General features: G+C 58.7%; 11 protein-coding genes. 5 read left to right on the top strand and 6 right to left on the bottom strand.

Annotated features, from left to right (window positions below; genetic code table 11):
* Positions 1-34: 34 nt before the first annotated feature.
* Positions 35-460, bottom strand: a complete 426-nt coding sequence (locus FFS28_RS02360; RefSeq protein ID WP_137848654.1) for a DUF3828 domain-containing protein — start codon at positions 458-460, stop codon at positions 35-37.
* Positions 461-711: 251 nt separating this feature from the next.
* A complete protein-coding gene (locus FFS28_RS02355) occupies positions 712-1,284 on the bottom strand; it encodes a flavin reductase family protein (RefSeq protein ID WP_101737683.1) in 573 nt (190 codons plus the stop codon).
* 136 nt (positions 1,285-1,420) lie between these two features.
* On the opposite strand from FFS28_RS02355, the gene FFS28_RS02350 reads away from it, so the two are divergent.
* The 5 genes from FFS28_RS02350 to yidI all read left to right on the top strand — a co-directional run bounded on the left by FFS28_RS02350 (position 1,421) and on the right by yidI (position 6,236).
* Positions 1,421-2,113, top strand: coding sequence for an ABC transporter ATP-binding protein (locus FFS28_RS02350; RefSeq protein WP_137848653.1), 693 nt, complete (start codon positions 1,421-1,423; stop codon positions 2,111-2,113).
* On the top strand, positions 2,110-3,078 hold the full coding sequence (locus FFS28_RS02345) for an ABC transporter substrate-binding protein (RefSeq protein WP_137848652.1): 969 nt from the start codon (positions 2,110-2,112) through the stop codon (positions 3,076-3,078). The genes FFS28_RS02350 and FFS28_RS02345 overlap by 4 nt, the downstream gene beginning before the upstream one ends.
* Positions 3,079-3,117: 39 nt before the next feature.
* Positions 3,118-4,773, top strand: a complete 1,656-nt coding sequence (locus FFS28_RS02340) for an ABC transporter permease (RefSeq protein ID WP_137848651.1) — start codon at positions 3,118-3,120, stop codon at positions 4,771-4,773.
* A 72-nt stretch (positions 4,774-4,845) separates the two neighbouring features.
* Entirely contained in the window at positions 4,846-5,691 is an 846-nt protein-coding gene (nhoA, locus tag FFS28_RS02335) for an N-hydroxyarylamine O-acetyltransferase (RefSeq protein WP_137848650.1), read from the top strand.
* 95 nt (positions 5,692-5,786) lie between these two features.
* Positions 5,787-6,236 (top strand): inner membrane protein YidI, encoded by a 450-nt coding sequence (yidI, locus tag FFS28_RS02330; protein WP_137848649.1) that lies wholly within the window; start codon positions 5,787-5,789, stop codon positions 6,234-6,236.
* A gap of 87 nt (positions 6,237-6,323) precedes the next feature.
* Here the strand turns inward: yidI and narI are convergent, their stop codons facing one another.
* The 4 genes from narI to FFS28_RS02310 are packed head-to-tail and all read right to left on the bottom strand — an operon-like array spanning position 6,324 to position 12,977.
* Positions 6,324-7,004: a respiratory nitrate reductase subunit gamma gene (gene narI, locus FFS28_RS02325; RefSeq protein WP_137848648.1), complete on the bottom strand. Its 681-nt coding sequence runs from the start codon at positions 7,002-7,004 to the stop codon at positions 6,324-6,326.
* Positions 7,001-7,696: a nitrate reductase molybdenum cofactor assembly chaperone gene (gene narW / locus FFS28_RS02320; protein WP_101737686.1), complete on the bottom strand. Its 696-nt coding sequence runs from the start codon at positions 7,694-7,696 to the stop codon at positions 7,001-7,003. Before narW ends, narI begins: the two co-directional genes overlap by 4 nt.
* On the bottom strand, positions 7,696-9,240 hold the full coding sequence (narH, locus tag FFS28_RS02315; protein ID WP_006175398.1) for a nitrate reductase subunit beta: 1,545 nt from the start codon (positions 9,238-9,240) through the stop codon (positions 7,696-7,698). The genes narW and narH overlap by 1 nt, the downstream gene beginning before the upstream one ends.
* The gene (locus tag FFS28_RS02310; protein ID WP_137848647.1) at positions 9,237-12,977 is read right to left on the bottom strand and encodes a nitrate reductase subunit alpha; all 3,741 of its coding nucleotides are present in this window, start codon (positions 12,975-12,977) and stop codon (positions 9,237-9,239) included. Before FFS28_RS02310 ends, narH begins: the two co-directional genes overlap by 4 nt.
* Positions 12,978-13,038: the final 61 nt, after the last annotated feature.

Here is a 13,038-nt window from a genome sequence, read left to right as displayed (position 1 = left end):
TTTTTTCTTGCCAGGATGGGTTCGACGCATCGTATTACTTAATCAGGGTTGCCGATCGGACTTTCCATTTCCCATTTTCCTGAACGAGACAATCTGCGACAACGTGATTCTGTTTCTTGCCAAATGCGACATACACGTTTGTGCACACAGCATCAAAATCAGAATACAGGACCTTTATCTGATCCCAGTCCTCATCCCAGTCCTGCGATTTAAGGAACATATCCGCATCGGGCATGTCTTTTTCGTTACTGTCTCCTGAATACAATTCTTTAATGGCTGCAATAGTCCCGGACGCAACGTAATCATGCAGACTATCTGGATCAAGGACGGGTGGGTTATTCAGGTTCATCTGCGCGATATACCACTGATTAAATTTGAGCGCCGTCACGTCGGGTTGGTAGAGAGTCTCTGCGAAAGACAACGGGGACAACAGGATAAGAAAAAGTAAGCCTGTTTTCATTAGTCATGCCTGAAGAGTTCGTAATGGGGCTGGATGGTTCGGTAACTTTGTCCCGTAATGAGCGTGCTCTTAGATTGGGCGTGTGATTTCGCATATGAGATTGCGCCATCTTTATTCCATGACATCGATATTTCCTTATTGAGAGGCTGTTATAACAACAGCCCCGGAAATATCCTCTGTTTTAAACTCTGTCGGTAAACATAAAATGCCATAGAAAATAGTTATATTTCAGGCTGATATATTCCACGCGCTCACTCCGGTGCCTTCACCATTTTACCGCTCGCCACGAAGGTTCCGGCCCCCAGATGGTGCAGGGTATTCAGCTTATCCCCGTCAAATTGCCAGCGCCCGGCGACAAAGGCGCGTGCATCCGCTGCAGCGGATACCACCTCGCCGAACAGCGTGTCATATTTCTCGGCTGCGGCGGTGGCGGGCAATAACCGGCACTCCATCCACGCCAGGCATTTTTCTTCTATTACCGGCAGGCCCAGCACCGGGCCGTTGATGACCGGAATGCCGTAGCAGTTGAACTTGTCTTCGTCGCGTCCGCTGACGCTGCCCACGGCCCAGGTCCAGTTGGCGGCCGCCACGCCCGGAATGACGATGCCGAATGTCCCGCTGCGCTCAATCAGCTCCCGTGACCAGGCGCTTTTGTCGACAACAATCGCGATGCGGGGCGGATCAAATTCGACAGGCATCGACCAGGCGGCGGCCATAACGTTGCGGCGGTCAATGGTTTCATCGCGGCTGGTAATCAGTACGGTAGGACCGTGGTTCAGCAGGCGGCTGGCGTGTTTTAACTCGACGGGGCGAAACGGGCTCATGGGATTTCCTCTGCGCAGGCTTTCCGGCATTAAACGACTGAAAGGTGGTCGAAATCAAGCCGCAACGCCACCGTCATGCGTTCGTCATACTCGTACCCTACAGTGGCGGCCAGTAAATCCCAAAGAGGATCACACTATGCTCACCTCCATCACGCTCAACCGCGTCTCGTACGCGTTTGGTGCGCACACCGTTTTGAATCAAATCGATCTGCATATCGAGGCTGGCAGCGTCGTTGCGCTACTGGGGCCATCAGGCTGCGGAAAAAGCACGTTACTCCGGCTGCTGGCGGGATTAACCCAGCCTGCTGGCGGCGATATCCATTTTGGCGATCGTCAGGTTGCGAAAGCGGGCTGGTCGCTGCCGCCCGAGGCGCGGGATATCGGCATGGTTTTCCAGGATTATGCCCTGTGGCCGCACATGTCGGTGGCGCAGAACGTCGCGTTCCCGTTAAAAATGCGCCATGTCTCGCGTCAGGAACGTGAGGATCGCGTCGCGCAGGCGCTCTCCCGCGTCGGGTTAGCGGCCTTTGCTGACCGCAAACCTGCCGGGCTATCGGGCGGGCAGCAGCAGCGCGTGGCGCTGGCCCGGGCGATAGTCGCTGAACCTCGCGTCCTGCTCTTTGACGAGCCGCTCTCTAACCTCGACAGCGAACTGCGTGGATCGTTGTGTCAGGAGATGGCCACGCTGCTGCGCCAGCTCGGGACCACCGCCGTGTATGTCACTCACGACCGCCGGGAGGCTGAAATTCTCGCCGATCGCATCGTGCATCTATCTGCTGGCAGCGTGGCTGCCGATCGTTTGATTTCAACCTCAGGGGAGTTTGCATGAAAGCCACCATGTCTGTGAAAAAAGGAGTCCTGCTCGCAATGGCGCTATCTACTGTCACGTTTTCCAGCGCCCATGCGCTGACGGTCTACACCGCGGGGCCGGGTTCCCTCGCGAAAAATCTGGCTAACGGGTTTGAACAGAAAACCGGGGTGAAAGTCGATATCTTCCAGGCGACCACCGGAAAAGTCATGGCGCGCCTGGAGGCAGAGCAGGCCAACCCGCAGGCGGATATCCTGATCTCCGCCTCCTGGGACACGGCGGAAGACCTCCACGACCGCGGCTGGCTGCTGCCTTATCAAAGCGTCAATGCGCAACACGTTCCGGCGGATCTGAAATCGGCGGATTACGTGGCGCAGGGCGTCTCGGCGTTAGGGATTGTCTGGAATACTAAAAGCGGTACGCCGGAGCCGAAGGAGTGGCGGGATCTCACCACCGACGCCTTCAGGGACAAGGTCACCACCCCGGACCCGGCGCTCTCCGGCGCGTCGCTGGATTTGCTGATCGGGCTACAAAACGGCATGGGCGACAATGCCTGGGCGCTGTTCGATGCGCTGAAAAAGAACGGCATGGTAGTCAGCGGCCCGAACGCGCAGGCGGTAACGCCCGTGATGCAGGGGGCAAAAGCGGCGGTGTTTGGTGCGGTGGATTATGTCTCCTATGGCAACATCAGCCAGGGGGAGTCGCTTAAGGTGATCTTCCCGGCCAGCGGCACAGTGATTGCGCCGCGTCCGATGATGATCCTTAAATCGACCCGGCACGCCGACGAGGCTAAGGCTTTTGTCGATTACGTCCTCTCCCCGGAAGGCCAGGCGATGGTCGCCGATGCGTGGCTGATGCCCGCGCGCGAAGACGTCAAGGCGAAACGTCCGCTATTGAACGAGCTGACGGTGCTGCCCACGAAAAGCGAGTCCTCGGGCTCACGAAGCGACATCCTCAAGCGCTTTACGACGCTGTTCTCTCTGTAATGCAAGTGACGGGGGCAACCCCGTCTTCAGGAAGCTCCTGTGAATCAACGAATGTTATCGGCCATGACGCTGACGCTGCTGGTTGTCCTCGTGGCGTCTCCGCTGTTGTTCATCGCCTTGCAGGCGATATTTCCTCACTTCAGCGCTGGCAATTTCAGCGGCGCGTTTAGCGGTGTACAGGCGCTGCTGGCAGAGCCGCAGTTGCCCCGCATGTTGGGCGGAACGCTGCAGGTCGGGTTAGGCGTTGCGCTGGTCAGCGCGCTGATCGGCTTTCCGCTGGGCGTGGCGCGGGGGGTGTTCAACCTGCCGTGGCCGCGTCTGTGGGATCTGCTTTTCCTGATCCCGTTTTTGACGCCGCCCTATATCGCGGCTCTCTCATGGATGCTGGTGCTGCAAACCAACGGATATCTGCAACAGATGACCGGGATAAACCTCAACGATCTGCTGTTCAGCAAAACCGGGATCGTGCTGGTGATGGCGCTGAATATTTTCCCGGTGGTCTATTTTGCCGTATCGCGTAGCCTGCTGGCGAGCGGTCAGCGACTGGCGCAGGTTGCCCGGGTGCACGGCGCAAGCGCGGGCAGGGCGTTCTGGCACATCACGCTGCCAATGCTCTCCCCGTCGCTGGCGGCGGGAATGCTGCTGGCGTTTACCCTCGCAATTGAGGAGTTTGGCGTTCCGGCGGCGCTGGGGGCGCGAGCGGGCGTGCTGATGTTAACCACCGATATCGAGAAGAAGCTGGCCGACTGGCCGGTGGATCTGTCCGGGGCGGCGATGCTCTCGGTAGTGCTTGTGGTCATTGCCCTTGGTGCCTGGGCGATGCAGAAAAAACTGACCGGACAACATGACGTCACCAGCATAACCGGCAAGCCGACCGAAAACAGTGGGGCAAACGCCGGTCTCTACACGCTGCCGATGGTTGTGCTGATGATGGTGGTGAGTGCGGTCGCGGTGCTGTTACCCGGCGTATCGATGGCGCTCTCCGGCGTGCTCGGTACATTATCTGGAGGTGTGACGCTTGATAATGTGACAACGTCACATTATGCGGCACTGTTCAGCCAGCAGGGAGAGGCTTTGCCGGCGCTGGGAACCAGCCTGTCGCTGGCGCTCGGGACGGCGTGCATTACCGGGCTGCTGGGGCTGTTGGCATCGTGGCTGGTGGTAATGCAAAAGATAAAAGGGCGCGCAATGCTTGATGCGCTCTCGCTGATGCCCGCCGCGCTGCCCGGCATTGTCGTGGGCGTCGGTTTGATTCTGCTCTGGAACCGGTCCTTTTGGCCGGTCTCGCCGTATAACAGCTGGGCGATTTTGCTGCTGTCGTATTGCTGCCTGTTGCTGCCGTGGCCCGTGCGCTACGTTGGCAGCGCGCTGCGTCAATTGGGCGGGAGTCTGGAGCCTGCGGCGCGGGTTCACGGGGCCTCGGCGTTTCAGGCACTGCGCTATATCGTGATGCCGCTCGTCTCTCCCGCGCTGCTGGCGGCGATGCTGATGGTGTTTGCGATTGCCTCGCGTGAGCTGGTGACATCACTACTGCTTGCCCCGGCGGGCACACAGACGGTCTCGGTGTTTATCTGGCGGCAGTTCGAGCAAGGCTCCGTAGGGCAAGGCATGGCAATGGCGACGCTGACGCTGGTGACGGGGCTTCTCCTGATGCTCAGCGCGCTGGCTATTATGCAGCGCGCTAAGCAGCGCTAAAAAGCACATTTGCGCATATGGGGCGGGTAAAATAGTTTATAAACAAGGAATATCACATCAAGGAAGCCAACCATGCCCCCATTTCTGAGTGCTTATTTTGCCCGCACGGGCTGGCAACAGCCCGCGCAGGTTGATAACGACACCCTTCGTGCGCTGCATTTACATCACAACTGCGCGATCCCGTTTGAGAATATCGATGTGGTATTGCCGCGTGAGATCCATCTTGACGATCAAAGCCTGGTCGACAAGCTGGTCACCGCGCGCCGCGGCGGTTACTGCTTTGAGCAAAATGGCCTGTTCGAGCGCGTATTGCGCGAAGTGGGGTTTACGGTGCGTAGCGTGCTGGGGCGGGTGGTGCTGGCGAATCCGCCGCAGATGCCGCCGCGTACCCACCGTTTATTGCTGGTCGAGTTGAACGGCGAACGCTGGATAGCGGATGTCGGGTTTGGCGGACAAACGCTCACGGCACCCATGCGCTTACTCGCCAACGAGGAGCAGAGTACGCCGCACGGCCTGTACCGCCTGCTAAGCGAAGGTAACGACTGGGTGCTTCAGTTCCGCCATCATGACCACTGGCAATCGATGTACCACTTTGACCTGGCGACGCAGTACTTTAACGATTACGTGATGGGTAACTTCTGGTCCGCGCACTGGCCGCAATCGCACTTCCGTCATCATCTGTTGATGTGTCGCCATCTCCCGGACGGCGGCAAGCTGACGCTGACTAATTTTAACTTCACGCACTGGCACAACGGCCATGTGGAGGAGCAGATCCATTTGCCGGACGCGCAGGCGCTTTATCAGCTGATGCAGTCACGGTTTGGTCTCGGGGTTGACGATCCGAAGCACGGCTTTACACTAGCAGAATTGTCTGCGGTGATGGCGGGGTTTGATACGCATCCGCAGGCAGGAAAATAGCCCGGTGGCGGCTACGCCTTACCGGGCCTACAAAGGCTCGAACGTAGGTCGGGTAAGGCGTAGCCGCCACCCGACAATGTCAAAGGCGTACTGATATGGAAATCTTGATTCGGAATAAATTCAGTTCAGTGGGGATGTTGCTCGGCGTTATTGCACTGCTTCTCTCAGTAGTTCAGTTCACCCTCGGTCCGTTTTCCACGAAGTCGACAGCGCTTGAAGTTGTTGTGGCTGAAAAGGTTACGGCGGTAAAAAAAGGAATAATGGCTGGTCTAAAAGGAGAGCAGCCGACCGTTGAGACGAAAAAGAAACCGGTAGATATTGACCGGTTACTGATCGCTAGCGGAATACTGTTATCTGTCATGGCTCTTGGACTTGCTTTCATTAGTGGCCTTCGTAAAGAGAACAAATGGACCGTGAGTGGGGCACTCTTTTTTTCCGGGGCCACGATCGCTTTTCATGCGGCGTTACTGGCTTTTGGTCTCATCGTGGCGGTTTTAGTTCTGATGTTAGTTGTTTCAATCATAAGCGGAAGCACGCCGTTCTGACCTGATAGCCCGGGGGCGGCTACGCCTTACCGGGCCTACAAGGGTTCGAACGTAGGTCGGGTAAGGCGTAGCCGCCACCCGACACACTTAGCGGCGCGAGCGCACCACCTGGTAGCGACGGGTGAAATACTCGAACGGCGCGCTCCAGACGTGCACCAGACGGGTGAATGGGAAGATCAGGAAGATGGTCATGCCCAGCACGAGGTGGATGCGGAAAATGGGCGCAACGCCGCTCAGCATTTCCGACGATCCGCCTTTGAAGGTTACAATTCCCTGCGCCCATCCCACCAGTTTCATCATCTCGCTGCCGTCTGGATACTGCGCCGAGAACGGAATCGTCGTCAGCCCGAGAATGCACTGAATCAACAGGATACTCATGATAATGATATCCGGCGTGGTCGAGGTGGCGCGCACGCGCTGGTTAAACAGCCGGCGGATCAGCAGCATGGAGCCGCCGATCAGCGTCAGCACGCCGCAAATCCCCCCGGCGATCATCGCCAGCTGCTGCTTAACGGCCACCGGCAAAAACCAGGCGTACATCCAGTGCGGGGTTAACATCCCGAACAGATGCCCGAAGAAAATCCCGAGGATACCGATGTGAAACAGGTTCGACGCCCAGTTCATGCCGCGCTTGCTGAGCAACTGGCTCGACGAGGCGCGCCAGGTGTACTGTCCGTAGTCGTAGCGCAACCAGCTGCCAATGAAAAAGACGGTGGCGCAGATGTAGGGGTAAATGTCATAGAAAAACACGTTGAGGTAGTGCGTCATTTTGGGCCTCCGGCGCCGACGTCCACATACTGCGGTGCAACGTCCTGGCTAAAGCGTCGTTGATATTGCTGCATCGGCGAACTGTCGCACGATGTGGCGTTGTCCTCGATAAACTTCACCTGTTCCTCTTCCCAGACGGCGTCCAGCGCCTGGCGGGTATCATCCCTTTTTTCACCGGAAACCTGCTGCGCCACGCTGTCGCTGGAGAGACGACTGTCGGCAAAACGCAGTAGCGCATCAAACAGCTGATAATGCGCTACGCCGCGCTGCTTCAGGCGTCCGCCAATCAGCGCCAGGATCGGCGCGACGTTTTGCAACCCTTCGCGTGCCTCCGCGTCGCTGACAATGCTGAGATACTCCAGATAGAGCGGCAGATAGTCCGGCAGCTCGCGGCAGTCCAGCTCAAGCCCGGCTTTCTCATACTGGCCCATCAGATCGACCATCGCCTGCCCGCGATCGCGGGACTCGGCGTGCACATGTTCGAACAGCAGCAGCGAGGTGGCGCGACCCCGCTCAAACACCTCACACCACTCGGCCTGCTTATCCAGCAGAGTAGCCCCAAGGTGCTGCCGGGCAAACGGCAGCAGCGCGGGGGCATCCTGTTCGATAAGGGAAAGCGCCTCCTCGCGGCTTTCCCACAGCACCTCATCGGGATACTCAATCAGTAGCGCGATGATTTTCAGGATCTGCATTATTCTCCCTCCCCGTGTTCGCGCACCTCGGTGATGTTGATGGCATCAATGCGGCTGCTGTTGAAGAGGTTGAATTTGGTGTCGGAGCCGTGGCAGCCGTCGCCAAAGGTAAATCCGCAGCCGTTTTTCTCCGGGAAGGCGTCACGCGCCATTTCGCGGTGGCTGGTCGGGATCACAAAGCGGTCTTCGTAGTTGGCAATAGCCAGATAGCGGTACATCTCCTCAACCTGCGCTTCGGTCAGCCCCACCTCTTCAATGGCGCGGGTATCGGTCACGCCTTCCACGGTCTGGGAGCGTTTATAGTGACGCATTGCCATCATGCGCTTCAGGGCGCGCAGTACGGGAGCCGGGTCACCGGCGCTCAGCATGTTTGCCAGGTACTGCACCGGAATGCGCAGGCTTTCCACCGCCGGCAGAACGCCGTCGCTTTGCGGCAGACCGCCCGCATCGGCATAAGACTGAATAGGTGACAGCGGCGGAACGTACCAGACCATCGGCAGGGTACGGTATTCCGGGTGCAGCGGCAGGGCCAGCTTCCAGTCCATCGCCAGTTTGTAGACCGGCGAACGCTGCGCGGCGTCGATTGTGTTTTGAGGAATACCCTGTTTCAGCGCTTCTTCAATGATCGCCGGGTCGTGCGGGTCAAGGAAAACATCGCACTGACGCTCGTACAGATCGGTTTCGTGCTCGGTGCTGGCCGCTTCTTCAATCCGATCCGCGTCGTACAGTAGCACGCCAAGATAGCGGATTCGTCCCACGCAGGTTTCCGAACAGACCGTTGGCTGGCCGGACTCAATGCGCGGATAGCAGAAGATGCATTTCTCGGACTTACCGCTTTTCCAGTTGAAATAGATTTTCTTGTACGGGCAGCCGCTGATGCACAGACGCCAGCCGCGGCATTTGTCCTGGTCGATCAGGACAATCCCGTCTTCCTCACGTTTGTAGATCGCGCCGCTTGGGCAGGTGGCCGCACAGCTTGGGTTCAGGCAGTGCTCGCACAGGCGCGGGAGGTACATCATGAAGGTGTTTTCAAACTGGCCGTACATCTCTTTCTGGATCTTCTGGAAGTTGCGGTCGCGAGCGCGCTTCTCGAACTCGCCGCCGAGCAGTTCTTCCCAGTTTGGCCCCCAGACGATTTTATCCATTCGCTTGCCGTCGATAAGCGAGCGAGGGCGCGCAGTAGGGAGGTGATCGCCCTCCGGCGCGCGGTGCAGATCCTGATAATCAAAAGTGAACGGTTCATAATAATCATCAATCTGCGGCATGACCGGGTTCGAAAAGATTTTCGACAGGACGCCGAGCTTGCTGCCGAGGCGCGGGGTCAGCTTGCCGTGAATGCCGCGGATCCAGCCGCCTTGCCACTCGTCCTGGTCTTCCCAGTTTTTCGGGTAACCTATACCCGGTTTGGTTTCAACGTTGTTAAACCACGCATATTCCATCCCTTCGCGCCCGGTCCAGACGTTTTTGCAGGTGACCGAGCAGGTGTGACAGCCGATGCACTTATCGAGATTCAGTACCATTCCAACCTGTGAGCGTATTTTCATTTTTTCGCCTCCTGAACCTGATCCCGACCTTCGCCGTCCAGCCAGTTAATGTTTTTCATTTTGCGGATCATGATGAACTCGTCGCGGTTGGAGCCAACGGTTCCGTAATAGTTAAAGCCGTAGGCCAGCTGCGCGTATCCGCCAATCATGTGCGTCGGTTTTGGACAGATGCGCGTCACCGAGTTGTGGATCCCGCCGCGCCGCCCGGTCACTTCAGAGCCTGGAATGTTCAGGATGCGCTCCTGGGCGTGGTACATCATGGTCATGCCCGGCGGCACGCGCTGGCTGACCACCGCTCGGGCGGTTAACGCGCCGTTGGCGTTGAAGGCTTCGATCCAGTCGTTATCCTCAATGCCCAGTTCACGGGCGTCGGTTTCGCTTATCCAGACAATCGGGCCACCGCGAGACAGCGTCTGCATCAGCAGGTTTTCACTGTAGGTGGAGTGAATGCCCCATTTCTGGTGCGGCGTCAGGAAGTTCAGCGCTTTCTCCGGGAAGCCGTTCGGCGGGATTTCGCGCATGTGGGTGACGCTGCGGGTGTCTATCGGCGGGCGATAGGCCACCAGGCTTTCACCAAAGGCGCGCATCCAGACATGGTCCTGATACAGCTGTTGACGGCCAGACAGCGTGCGCCACGGGATCAGCTCGTGAACGTTGGTGTACCCGGCGTTATAGGAGACGTGTTCGCTCTCAAGCCCGGACCAGGTTGGGCTGGAGATGATTTTGCGCGGCTGAGCCTGAATATCGCGGAAGCGAATCTTCTCGTCTTCTTTGTTCAACGCCAGATGAGTGTGGTCGCGTCCGGTCATCTCCCCGAGCGCTTCCCAGGCTTTCACCGCCACCTGACCGTTAGTTTCCGGGGCGAGGGCGAGGATCACTTCCGAGGCGTCAATTGCCGTTTCAATACGTGGGCGGCCTTTGGCCGGGCCGTCGAGCTTGACGTAGTTGAGCTTGCCAAGGAATTCGACCTCCTTCTGGGTATTCCACGAGATGCCTTTCCCGCCGTTGCCGAGTTTATCCAGTAGCGGACCGAGGGCGGTAAAGCGCTCGTAGGTTTCCGGATAGTTACGTTCGACAACGGCGATGCCCGGCGCGGTTTTACCCGGGATCAGATCGCATTCACCCTTGCGCCAGTCCTGAATATCAAACGGCTGCGACAGCTCGCCGGGGGAGTCGTGCTGCAAAGGCTGCAACACCACGTCGGTTTCGGTACCCAGATGGCCGACGCAGACCTCCGAGAACACTTTGGCAATGCCTTTGTAGATCTCCCAGTCGCTGCGTGATTCCCAGGCAGGGTCAACGGCGGCGGAGAGCGGGTGAATAAACGGATGCATATCCGAGGTATTCATGTCGTCTTTTTCATACCAGGTGGCGGTCGGCAGGACGATATCGGAGAAGAGGCAGGTGCTGGACATACGGAAATCGAGCGTGACCAGCAGATCCAGCTTCCCTTCGATGGCAGCGGTTTGCCACTCCACCTCTTCCGGCTTCACATCGTCGGTCGAGCCTAAATCTTCCCCCTGAATGCCGCTTTCGGTACCCAGCAGGTACTTGAGCATGTACTCGTGGCCCTTACCGGACGAGCCGAGGAGGTTCGAGCGCCAGACGAACAGGTTACGCGGATGGTTTTTGCCGTTGTCGGGCTGTTCGCAGGCGAGGCGGACGTCGCCCGATTTCAGCCCCTGAACGGTATACTCCTGCGGCGTCATTCCGGCCGCGTCGGCGCGGGCCTTGATGTGTAGCGGGTTGAGGTTCAGCTGCGGCGACGACGGAAGCCAGCCCATGCGCTCGGCGCGGACGTTGAAGTCAATCAGGTGGCCGGTGAATTTGGTGGCGTCCGCCAGCGGCGAGAGCAACTCCTGCGCGGTCAGCTTTTCGTAACGCCACTGGCTGGCATGGTTGTAGAAGAACGAGGTGCTGTTCATCTGGCGCGGCGGGCGGTTCCAGTCCAGCGCGAAGGCGAGGGGGAGCCAGCCGGTCTGCGGCCGCAGTTTTTCCTGGCCGACATAGTGCGACCAGCCGCCGCCGCTTTGCCCGACGCAACCGCAAAAGACCAGCATGTTGATCATCCCGCGGTAGTTCATGTCCATGTGGTACCAGTGGTTCACACCGGCCCCAAGGATGATCATCGAGCGTCCGTGAGTTTTGTGCGCCGTGTCGGCAAACTCGCGGGCGATTTTTTCAATCAGCCAGGCGGGTACGCCGGTAATTTGCTCGCCCCATGCCGGGGTATAGGCTTTGATGTCGGCGTAATTTACCGCCGCGTTGCTGTCCTCCAGACCGCGATCGAGGCCGTAGTTCGCCAGCACGAGATCGTACACGCTGACGACGCGTTTCTGGCTGCCGTCAGCAAGCGTCAGGGTTTTGCTCGGCACGCGGCGCAAGAGCACCGGCTCCTGCTTCACGCTGCGAAAGTGCGGGTTTTCATTGCCGCCGAAATAGGGGAAGGCTACGTCCGCAATGCTGTCATGGCTGTCGAGCAGAGAGAGCGTCAGCTCGGTCTCCTGACCGGCAGACAGCGACTCAAGGTTCCATTTGCCTTTTTCACCCCAGCGGAAACCGATCGATCCGTTCGGTACAACCAGATCCCCGGCGGCGTCAAAGGCGATGGTTTTCCACTCGGGGTTATTGGCTTCACCCAGGCCGTCGGCCAGGTCGGAGGCGCGAAGCATTCTGCCCGGCACCACGCGGCCATCTGCCTGCTCGTCCAGCAGCACCAGCATCGGCATGTCGGTGTAGCGACGGCAGTAGTTGAGGAAGTAGTCGCTCGGGTTATCGAGGTGAAACTCTTTGAGGATCACGTGGCCCATCGCCATGGCGAGCGCGCTGTCGGTGCCCTGTTTCGGGGCCAGCCACTGATCGCTGAGCTTCGCCACCTCGGAGAAGTCCGGCGTGATGGCGACGGTTTTAGTGCCCTTGTAGCGCACTTCGGTAAAGAAGTGGGCATCCGGGGTGCGCGTCTGCGGCACGTTGGAGCCCCAGGCGATGATGTAGCTGGAGTTGTACCAGTCGGCGGATTCCGGCACGTCGGTCTGCTCGCCCCAGGTCATCGGCGAGGCGGGCGGTAAATCGCAGTACCAGTCATAAAAACTCAGGCAGGTGCCGCCCAGCAGGGAGAGGTAGCGCGTCCCCGCCGCGTAAGAGACCATCGACATCGCCGGGATCGGCGAGAAGCCCGCTACGCGATCGGGGCCGTAATTTTTGATGGTCCAGACGTTGGCGGCAGCAATCAGCTGGTTCAGCTCTTTCCAGTTCGAGCGGATAAACCCGCCGCGTCCGCGCGCCTGGCGGTAGCTCTGCGCTTTCTGCGGATCGCTCTGGATGGCATCCCAGGCGAGCACCGGGTCGATATGCTGGGCGAGCGCCTCGCGCCACAGCTCAATCAGTTTGCGGCGCACCAGCGGATACTTCAGGCGGTTAGCGCTGTAGAGATACCAGGAGTAGCTTGCGCCACGCGGGCAGCCGCGCGGCTCATGATTAGGCAGGTCGGGGCGGGTGCGGGGGTAGTCGGTTTGCTGCGTCTCCCAGGTCACCAGGCCGTTTTTCACGTAAATCTTCCAGCTACAGGAGCCGGTACAGTTCACGCCGTGGGTGGATCGCACGATTTTATCGAACTGCCAGCGCTGGCGATAGCTGTCCTCCCAGTCGCGGTTGGTGTGATACACCTGACCGTGACCATCGGCGAAACTGTCGCCTTTGGTTTTGAAGTAACGGAAGCGATCCAACAGTTTACTCATGACATTTCTCCTGCTCCGATAACATTGCCGGACAGCACTGCACCGCCCTCCGGCAAAAGAC

It is taken from the genome of Enterobacter sp. 2VL, assembly GCF_005503595.1.
In the GTDB taxonomy this organism is placed as follows: Bacteria; Pseudomonadota; Gammaproteobacteria; order Enterobacterales; family Enterobacteriaceae; genus Enterobacter; species Enterobacter cancerogenus.
The sequence above is the reverse complement of the archived record's forward strand: the minus strand, read 5'-3'. Positions and strand labels throughout refer to the sequence as shown.

Bases quoted from the DNA above. Each gene is read 5' to 3' on its own strand.
- narW (WP_101737686.1), bottom strand. From the start codon at position 7,696: ATGCAGATCCTGAAAATCATCGCGCTACTGATTGAGTATCCCGATGAG.
- FFS28_RS02355 (WP_101737683.1), bottom strand. From the start codon at position 1,284: ATGAGCCCGTTTCGCCCCGTCGAGTTAAAACACGCCAGCCGCCTGCTG.
- narI (WP_137848648.1), bottom strand. From the start codon at position 7,004: ATGACGCACTACCTCAACGTGTTTTTCTATGACATTTACCCCTACATC.
- FFS28_RS02350 (WP_137848653.1), top strand. From the start codon at position 1,421: ATGCTCACCTCCATCACGCTCAACCGCGTCTCGTACGCGTTTGGTGCG.
- yidI (WP_137848649.1), top strand. From the start codon at position 5,787: ATGGAAATCTTGATTCGGAATAAATTCAGTTCAGTGGGGATGTTGCTC.
- nhoA (WP_137848650.1), top strand. From the start codon at position 4,846: ATGCCCCCATTTCTGAGTGCTTATTTTGCCCGCACGGGCTGGCAACAG.
- FFS28_RS02360 (WP_137848654.1), bottom strand. From the start codon at position 460: ATGAAAACAGGCTTACTTTTTCTTATCCTGTTGTCCCCGTTGTCTTTC.
- FFS28_RS02310 (WP_137848647.1), bottom strand. From the start codon at position 12,977: ATGAGTAAACTGTTGGATCGCTTCCGTTACTTCAAAACCAAAGGCGAC.
- narH (WP_006175398.1), bottom strand. From the start codon at position 9,240: ATGAAAATACGCTCACAGGTTGGAATGGTACTGAATCTCGATAAGTGC.
- FFS28_RS02345 (WP_137848652.1), top strand. From the start codon at position 2,110: ATGAAAGCCACCATGTCTGTGAAAAAAGGAGTCCTGCTCGCAATGGCG.